The sequence below is a fragment of the Flavobacterium sp. genome (assembly GCF_027531905.1).
Lineage (GTDB): Bacteria > Bacteroidota > Bacteroidia > Flavobacteriales > Flavobacteriaceae > Flavobacterium.
Genome location: NZ_JAPZSU010000008.1, coordinates 144,001 through 152,792, shown reverse-complemented (window position 1 = coordinate 152,792; position 8,792 = coordinate 144,001). Strand labels below are relative to the sequence as shown.

Sequence of the window (8,792 nt, the reverse complement as noted above, 5' to 3'; positions counted from 1 at the left end):
TGAAATTCTATGGCGAAGAATAAAATATCAATGGTTAGATTTTGATGCTTATAAATCATTCGAAAACCTCAAAGAAAAATTAAATTTTGTCCTGACTAATTTTGGAACTAAATACGACATTAAATTTTAACCATTACTTAGCTTTACATTTTGCGCTGCTAAGGATTGGCTGTCTTTGCCTACAGATTGAGCATCAAGCGTGGTTATCGACATTATGATAAAGGCTTCTTTGTAAACGATATCGAGCGTAATATCAGCTGGGACGATTTTTAATGAGTCTGCTTCGAATAAAGGGTCACTGTAAATTTGTTGGATTCTTTCAGCAATGGCTTTAGCTCTTTTTTCTGGAGAAAAACTTCCTATTTTATTATGGATAAAGAATAAAGTGTCCTGAAAAGGAGCTACTGGATAACGCTCTTTTATAGTTGGAACAGTATCTGGTTTTATGGTTGTAGCGGTCTTTCCATCAGGTTTGAATGCTGAATTTTGCCCCCACAAAATAGTAGTAAAAATGAATAAAATGAAAAGGATTCTAAAGGCTTTCGTGCGGTTCATAGTAATTGACTGTCTTTGAATTAAACTATGCAATTTCGTTGTAATGCTAGCAAGAAAGCCAAATGCTTCCTTTTAGCCCCGACAGCAGCGGCATCCTTTGCTTTTTTTCTTTAAAAAGCAAAGATATAGCGGATGGCGGGACGATGTGACCAAAAAATCCTTTGACCACTGCTCCTAAACATCATTTTTATGAAATTTTGCTTAACAAATATAAATACAAAACAACATACTTTTAACAGAATTCCTACTATTTAAAGCGAGTGAATGCTATTTTTTTATTTTTAATTTAATAAAAAGCGTATCGATAGCCTGATTGATTTCGGGAGAAATAACCATTTTGTAGTTGGTATAAACATAGACTATTGTTAGCAACATCGACTTTAACATTATCCCAATTATCGGATGAAATGGAAATTGCCAAAAGTAAAAGAGAAGAAAAAGAATTAATGTAATGCCTAATGATTCTAAAGTTGGTTTGCTAAAAGGATACAGATGCATTCGATTAACCACAAAATACAATTTGGCAATACTGTACGCGGTAATTGACAACAAAGTAGCAAATGCGGAGCCAATTATGCCATATAAAGGAATAAAAATCCAATTGAGTAAAAAGGTTAATAACGCTAACATTACCCCCAAAAACAAGACCATACGATAGTATTTGGAGTTGAAAATAATGGCATTGTTATTCCCTAGAATTAAATCGAAATATTTTGAGATGCCAATCATAAAAACCACAAGTATACTTCCAACAAATTCTTTGGGCAACAATTCATACAACTGATTGATGTTGACAAAGATGCACAACATCACGAATCCACCCACTATTTGCAGATTGATGGAGGTTTTTTTATACAAAATATTCAATTCGTCGTATTTGTTGTCGTGCATTAGTTTGGCCGTAATAGGATATACAATTTGATGCATCGCGCGACTGGGCACAGAAATCACTAAAGCAATAAAAGTAGCTACAGAATAGATACCTATGTCCCCAATATCGAGATACTGATTCAGCATAATTTTGTCTCCATCCAACAACAGATTAGCAACACTTCCAGATAATATGATGTAAAATGAATATTCGACAATCCCTTTTACATTCTTTGGAATAGTTATCTGAAAAACAGGTTTTTTGATTCGGAAAGCATAAAACATGGTGACCAAAAAAGCTATAAAATAGATTCCAGCGGTAAGATAAATAAATTCTACCGCTGTAATCATCTTGAAGTACATAGCTAAAAGGGAGAATAACGAAAATAGTCGTAAACCCACTTCTTTGATAAAATTACCAAAAACTGAATGCATGTGTACTCTTGCCCAAGCATAAAATATTTCGAAATATGCCATTGACAATCCTACAAAAGGAATCATCCAAATAAAATCTTTTACAATTGGATTCTTCTTCGTTACAAAAAATAAAATTTCATCATAAAAAAACAAGCCAATTAAAATCAGTGGAATACTGAAAAGTAAGGGAAACAAAACGGTAAAAGACAAAAACTGATTTTTCTCCTCTTCGGTTTTGCACTGAGAATAAAACTTCACTAAAGTATTTTGCATTCCAATGGCGAATAAAGGCATCAACACATTAGCACAAGACAAAATGTAATTAGAAAGACCATAATAGGTTTTGCCTAAAATATATGGAAATAAAAATAGGGTACTTATTCCCCCTATTCCAAAACCGATATAAGTAATTATAGTATTTTTTAGTGATTGATTTAAAACTATGCCCATTATTCGAAGGTAGAATTTAGAAGTTAGAGGTTTGAAGTTACTTTTTTGAGGTTAAAAGAGTAGCTAGTTCTTTGGTTAAACTCTTTCTGGAATATTTCTGCAAACCTACTGGATTTGATTGTAATTTTCCTTCCAAAAATTGTTGATAGTAGGCTAAAATGGTAGCTTTCAATTGCTGTTTTTTATCATATTCAAAGAACACACCAGTATTGGTTCCTGTAATAATTTCAGCAAAATCAGAGTCTTTGGGGCCAATAGCGATAATTGGTCTTCCGGAAACCATATATTCGAAAAGTTTCCCAGGAATGATGCTTTTGGTATCTTCTGAATCAATTTCGATTAACAATAATACCTGCGATTTACGTTGATGCGCTACCGCTTCATCGTGTGATACATAGCCTAAATTATTCAAATAGTCATTGAGTCCAAATCGGGTAATCGTATCCAATACTTCCTGACTTACAGCGCCCATTAACTTAATTTCAAGTTGTTTTTTAAACTCAGGAATTTCAGCAAGTAACTCTACTAAACTTTCCCAAAGAATTAATGGATTGCGTTCAGATAAAAACGAGCCAATATGCGCCAAAGAAAATTTGGTATCTAATGTTTGTGGCGCAACATTTTCCGTATCATACCCATTCGTAATAACTTCAATAGGTTTTGATGTAATGGCTTGAAACTCTGTTTTAGTCGTTTTGCTAGTTACAATAATCGTGTCAGCAGCATTGAGTACTTGATGTTCTAATTTTTTATGCTTTTTGGCAGCATAACTAGACAAACGCAAGGCTTTGTGATAGCCAATAGTCGTCCAAGGGTCACGAAAATCGGCGAACCATTTGACGTTTACTTTTTTTTGCAACTCCAATCCAATCAAATGCAAACTGTGAGGAGGACCTGAAGTAACGATAGTATCGATATTATTTTCAGTAATGTATTTTTCTAAATAAGCCACAGAAGGCTTCACCCAAAAAACACGGGCATCTGGGATGAATAAGTTCCCACGTATCCACAATAAAAACGCTTCCAAAAAGGATTGTTTTTTTTGATTAGGAATGATTCCAGAGCTGATTTTTTTGGTTTTATTTTTAGAAAAAAAAGAAGCCAATTGATAGGGTTCAAAAATGCTTTTTTTCAAAACAATGGCTTTTTGTGACACTTCTTTTTCTAAATGAGCATCGACTATAGGATAAGTTGGATTTTCTGGAATATACACAATCGGCTGTACATCAAAATCTGGCAAATATTTTACAAACTTAAGCCAACGTTGCACCCCTGGCCCACCGGCTGGCGGCCAATAATAAGTGATGATTAAGAGTTTACGCCCACTAGTCCCCAAAGGGAAAATTCCTACTGATTTATCCATCAAATCAATTTCAATTTTTCAATACAATTACTTTCCCTTATTGGTAGCTTTTTTTCGCTCTACATATATCCCTCCTACCAAAAGCAATAGCATTCCAATAGAACTAACCAAGGCTATGAGACTTCCCGTTTGAACCACTTGTGGCTCGAATTTGAATTCCACTTGGTGTTTACCCCTTGGAATTTCAATAGCTCTCAAAACATAATCTACTCTGTAAATTGGCGTTTCTTTACCATCAACGTAGGCTTTCCAACCTTTAGCATAGTACATTTCAGAAAACACAGCTAAACCAGCATTAGCATTAGTTGAAGTATACGTTAGATGATTCGGTTTGTAGGCATCCAAAGTAATTACCGCTGAAGCATCTTTTACAAAGCTTTTATTTTGAATGGCAAACTCTTTTGTATTGACAATTGCCACATTTTTAGAATCGAATTTATCCAAAGCTTTCATTTCTTCATCTGCAGAAGAAACTGCTTTTATTTGACTTACAAACCAAGCGTTTCCATTGGCATTAGGATTAACGGTTGGAAATTCTTTACCTTCTTTATCGGTTTGAATGATGTATTTTACATTTAAAAAATCTAAAACCTCAATATTATTTTTAGCGATTTGATAATCGAATAACTGCTGAATTCTTCTAGGCTTAGCCGCGTGATAACCTCCCAAAGATTTATGAAAGTATGAAGCCCTTGCGCTTGATAGATTTCCACTTACCTCAAAAACTCTGTAGTTCGATACATCTTTTAAAATCTGAATATCGGCAGGAGTTTCTTGAAATGGAGCCGCAACTTCTCTACCATTCATAAAATCTTTTCCTGACACATATTTTTTATCCACGAAGAAAAGATCAAAAATCATCAAAAAGCCAACAATAATTATAGCGGTATTTTGTGTCAATCTTTTTTGAGTATACAACCATAAAACTACAGCGATAACGACTATAAAAAAGGTAGAACGCAACAAATCGGCAGTATACAAACTCATACGATCTGCTTTTAGCGCGTCTACAAATCCAGGACCATAATTTTGCAAATACAATCCATCGCTGCTACCTGAATAACTCCACGCACCTTTACTCACAAAAAGAATGAGCATAACACCTAAACCAAATAATGCTGTATGCAAAATTCCTTTAGTTTGTTGTGATTTCTCTAAAGTAAAAAAGGATTGTAATCCCATTATAGCCAATACTGGAAAGCACAATTCGAGGATGACCTGAATAGACGAAACCGCTCTAAATTTGTCATACATCGGAATATAATCGATGAAAAAATCCGTCACTAAAGAAAAGTTTTTTCCCCAAGACAGGATTAACGCAAACATAGCGCCTCCAAAGAATACATATTTGATTTTTCTTTTATCAATAAATAATGCTAAAACCGCCAAAAAGAAAACCACAACTCCAATATATGCTGGAGCAGCCACAATCGGCTGATCTCCCCAGTACGTTGGTAATCCATTGGTAAAATCGGCAGCCTGATCTTCAGGTACACCTTGACCCACCATAAATTCAAACATAGCACTGTCTTTCCCAAGAGCTTCACTATTTGAACCACCAAAGAGTCTTGGTGCAATCAAATTGAAACTCTCCATGATACCATAACTGTATTCTGTAATGTATTCGCGAGACAAGGCGATATCTTCCGTTTTCTTTGAACCGTCTGGATTAAACGTCAATTCACTTTTCCCACGAGTACTAAAAGCAGCATATTCAGAAGTAGCTAGTAAATTGGTAGCATTTGCCCCAATCGCCAAAATTCCTGAAATAGCTAATATTCCAAAGCTTTTGCCAAGGTCTTTATATTGTTTTTCTTTGATGGCTTGATACGAATAATACCCTACCAAAATCAATAAAAACAACAACAAATAATAGGTCATTTGAAAGTGATTCGCATTAATTTCTAGAGCTGTGGCAAACAACGTAACCAAGCCACCTAGAATATATTTACGCTGAAAAACAAGTATAAAACCTGCAATTACCATAGGCATATACCCAATAGCGTGGGCTTTGGCATTGTGCCCAACTCCCAAAATAATAATCAAATATGTAGAAAAGCCAAAGGCAATCGCACCAAAAAAGGCTTTAAGCGGGTCGATTTTTAAAACCAATAAAAGTCCGTAGAATCCTAGAAAGTATAAGAATAAATAATCGGCTGGTCGAGGTAAGAATCGGATAGCATCATCTAGAGCCCCGATGTAATCGTGAGGATATTTTGCACCTAATTGATAGGTAGGCATTCCACCAAAAGCAGCATTTGTCCAATAAGGTTCCTGATGTTCGATGGCTCTAAAGTCGTTTTGCTCTTTGGCCATCCCAGTAAACTGAGCGATATCGGACTGGAAGATTTGCTTTCCTTGTAAAACAGGATAAAAATAAATTAAAGAAATAACTACAAAACCTAAAATAGCTAATGCGTGCGGGTAAAATTTATTTAATACTTTCAATGGATTCAGATTTGAATTAGATTTAAAAATGGGCTTCAGTGCACAAATTTAATCTATTTCTTCGTAATCCACATATTCTCCCACTTTTTTGGTCTCTTTTGGGTTTTTGGATCGAGCCGTATCAACAATAATCTCGTCTTGATTGCTATATCTTCTATTATTTTGCGCATATTGTTGCTGTGTATATTGCTGTTGCGCATATTGTTGCTGCTGCTGAAAATTTTCACCAGCTTTTTCTACCGCTTTTTTAACTAAAATCGGCAAAAAAAGTTTAGCCAAAAATTTAAAAACATAGTAAAACATAATCATGTACAACAATGTTCTTACAAATCCACTAAATGAAGCTAATTGCATATCTAATTTTTTTTTCAAAATTAGTAAATCAAATGGTCAAATTTAAAATTCTAATCTTAAATAAATAATAAAATATAGTACATTTGGTTGCGTTACTATTTTAAATCAAAAGAATATAACTATGTTCCCATTCAAGAAAATTGCTTTAATCGCTTTATTTTTAGCTCCTTTTGCTCACTATGGGCAATTTACTGATCAAATTAACTCCAATCGCCCAGGAGAAACTATGTCTGCTTATGGGGTGGGTAAAAACATCATACAGATCGAAAGTGGTATTTATGGCATTACTTCCCATCACAATTTATTAAATTATGATGTGAATGGTTTTGGTCTAGATGCTACGATTCGTTGGGGCGCATTTTTAGAAAGATTAGAAGTTATTGCAGATATTCAATATCAAAATGACCAACTCGATAGCAACTTTAGTTCAACCAAAAGAGCCAATTTTAGACAGACTAATGTAGGCGCCAAATATTTAATTTATGACCCTTTTAAAAATTATGAAAAAAAGGTCAACATTTACAGTTGGAATGCCAACCAAAAGTTCAACTGGAGACAGTTTTTACCAGCGGTTTCTTTATTTGCTGGAGCGAATTTTGTTTTCGAAGGAAATCCGTATGCCTTTTCACTAAAATCAAGCATTTCGCCAAAAGTCATGCTGATTACCCAAAATCATTTAGGAGATGGGCGTTGGGTTTTTGTGACCAATATCATCGCTGATTATGTTGGCACAGACTATCCAAGTTATGGCTACGTAGTGACTTTAACTCGCGGATTCAGTAAAAAATGGTCTGGTTTTATTGAAAACCAAGGTTTCAACAGTGATTTTTATAGCGATATGCTTGTTCGTGGTGGAGCTGCTTATTTGCTTAGCGATAACCTACAAATTGACGCTTCAATCAGTACCAATTTCAAAGACACCCCAACCATTTTATATGGAGGATTTGGCGTTTCTTGGCGCTATGATGGTTTTTACAAAAAAGCAATGTCAAGAATGAAAAATGCAAACAAAAAGAAAAAAAGCAACCGATAATCAAGAACGAGAAAGAAGAATAAAATTCAAATTCAATTAGTAAAGAAGCCCATACTTGGGCTTTTTTTATGGTCAAAAGTTGGCTATATTCGCACCTACACTTTACACTTTATAATCCATGATTACGATTCACGAAGCCAAAAGCAAAAAAGAAATCACCGAATTTATAAAATTCCCCTTTTCGCTCTATAAAAACAACAACTATTGGGTACCGCCATTGATTGCAGATGAATTGGAAACTTTTGATAAAACCAAAAATCCTGCTTTTGAAAATGCCGAAGCCTATTTTTATGTTGCCAAAAGAAACCAAGAAATTGTTGGACGAATCGCCACGATCATCAATTGGGATGAAGTCAATCATCAACAGAAAAGAAAGGTTCGTTTTGGTTGGTTTGACGTTATTGATGACATAACCGTAACCCAAGTCCTACTTGAAAAAGTGTATGAACTAGGACGTAAAAACAACCTAGACTATGTAGAAGGCCCGATGGGGTTTTCGAATCTAGACAAAGTAGGCGTGCTAACCGAAGGTTTTGAAGAAATTGGCACGATGATTACTTGGTACAATCATCCTTATTATGCGCAACACTTTGAACAATTGGGCTTCGTTACCGAAAAAGAATATGTCGAAAACAAATTCCCTTTTTCAAATGTAAAACCAGAAACTTTCGAGAAAGCAGAGGAATTGATTAGAAAGCGATACCAATTAAAAGCCATCAATTTCACCAAAACCAAAGACGTCCTTCCGTATGTGGACAAAATGTTTGATTTATTCAATGAATCGTATGCCAAACTTTCCTCGTTTGTAGCAATCACGGATATTCAGAAGGAATATTTCAAAAACAAATACATCAACTTCATCAATCCAGAATACATTAAATATGTAGAAGACAAAGACGGAAATCTGGTCGCTTTTGCCATAGTAATGCCGAGTTTTTCAAAAGCGCTACAAAAAGCGAAAGGCAAATTATTTCCTTTTGGTTTCCTTCATTTATTACAAGCAAGAAAAAACAGCAAAGACGTTCTTTTTTACTTAATTGGCGTGCATCCTGACTACCAAAACAAAGGAGTTCACGCTATTATTTTTAAAGAATACCACACCACTTTTACCGAAAAAGGCATTCAAAATTGCATCCGTACTCCCGAATTGGCAGACAATCTAGCCATTCAATTGCTATGGAAAAATTTTGACCCCACCATTCATTGTAGAAGAAAAACGTTTAGAAAAGAACTCTTTTAAAAAAAGTAGTTAGTAGACAGTTTTTAGTCCTTAGTAAAACAAAAAAATCCATTCGCCAAAAA

Annotated in this window: 7 protein-coding genes; 2 read left to right on the top strand and 5 right to left on the bottom strand. The window is 34.7% G+C overall.

Translation table 11 applies throughout. The features are described 5' to 3' along the window. Positions 1-126: 126 nt before the first annotated feature. The 5 genes from O9307_RS02820 to O9307_RS02800 all read right to left on the bottom strand — a co-directional run bounded on the left by O9307_RS02820 (position 127) and on the right by O9307_RS02800 (position 6,457). The gene (locus O9307_RS02820) at positions 127-555 is read right to left on the bottom strand and encodes a hypothetical protein (RefSeq protein ID WP_298295126.1); all 429 of its coding nucleotides are present in this window, start codon (positions 553-555) and stop codon (positions 127-129) included. Positions 556-822: 267 nt separating this feature from the next. Further along, positions 823-2,292: an oligosaccharide flippase family protein gene (locus tag O9307_RS02815; RefSeq protein WP_298295125.1), complete on the bottom strand. Its 1,470-nt coding sequence runs from the start codon at positions 2,290-2,292 to the stop codon at positions 823-825. 37 nt (positions 2,293-2,329) lie between these two features. Next, positions 2,330-3,655: a glycosyltransferase family 4 protein gene (locus tag O9307_RS02810; protein ID WP_298295123.1), complete on the bottom strand. Its 1,326-nt coding sequence runs from the start codon at positions 3,653-3,655 to the stop codon at positions 2,330-2,332. A 27-nt stretch (positions 3,656-3,682) separates the two neighbouring features. Next, entirely contained in the window at positions 3,683-6,103 is a 2,421-nt protein-coding gene (locus O9307_RS02805; protein ID WP_298295121.1) for a YfhO family protein, read from the bottom strand. Between the two features lie 48 nt (positions 6,104-6,151). Then, complete coding sequence (locus O9307_RS02800; protein WP_298295118.1) at positions 6,152-6,457, bottom strand: DUF4834 family protein; 306 nt, start codon at positions 6,455-6,457, stop codon at positions 6,152-6,154. A 121-nt stretch (positions 6,458-6,578) separates the two neighbouring features. On the opposite strand from O9307_RS02800, the gene O9307_RS02795 reads away from it, so the two are divergent. Beyond that, complete coding sequence (locus O9307_RS02795) at positions 6,579-7,490, top strand: transporter (protein WP_298295116.1); 912 nt, start codon at positions 6,579-6,581, stop codon at positions 7,488-7,490. A 118-nt stretch (positions 7,491-7,608) separates the two neighbouring features. After that, complete coding sequence (locus O9307_RS02790; protein ID WP_298295114.1) at positions 7,609-8,730, top strand: GTP cyclohydrolase; 1,122 nt, start codon at positions 7,609-7,611, stop codon at positions 8,728-8,730. Positions 8,731-8,792 lie beyond the last annotated feature (62 nt).